We start from the raw sequence: 312 nt of genomic DNA, 5'->3' as shown, positions 1-312 counted from the left end.
GCCATCGGCTGCCCGACGCTGCTGGTGCGCGGCGCGCTGTCGGACCTGCTCTCGCGCGAGACCGCGCAGGAGATGACGCGGCGCGGGCCGCACCCGACGCTGGTCGAGATCCCGGGCGTGGGCCATGCGCCCACGTTTGTCCATCCCGACCAGATCGCGATCGCACGCGAATTTTTACTGGGCTGACCGGCCCGCTGTTTTTAGAAAGAGACCATGGAAATCAGCCGCCCCCACGTGGGCGAGCCTCCCTCCGAAGCCGCCATCCACAACGGCACCGTCTACCTGGCCGGCCAGATCGCCGAAGACACGACC

General features: G+C 68.3%; 1 protein-coding gene and 1 pseudogene. Both read left to right on the top strand.

From position 1 onward, the window contains the following. A partial coding sequence (locus KVT32_RS29500; protein ID WP_217619360.1) for an alpha/beta fold hydrolase occupies nucleotides 1-186 on the top strand: 186 nt, incomplete at its 5' end. Nucleotides 187-213: 27 nt separating this feature from the next. After that, nucleotides 214-312: pseudogene (locus tag KVT32_RS29495) on the top strand (RidA family protein); the annotation flags it as partial.

This window comes from Achromobacter sp. GbtcB20 (genome assembly GCF_019091095.1).
Lineage (GTDB): Bacteria > Pseudomonadota > Gammaproteobacteria > Burkholderiales > Burkholderiaceae_B > Achromobacter > Achromobacter mucicolens.
Note: the sequence above shows the minus strand (reverse complement) of the source record. Positions and strands in the feature narration are given on the sequence as shown.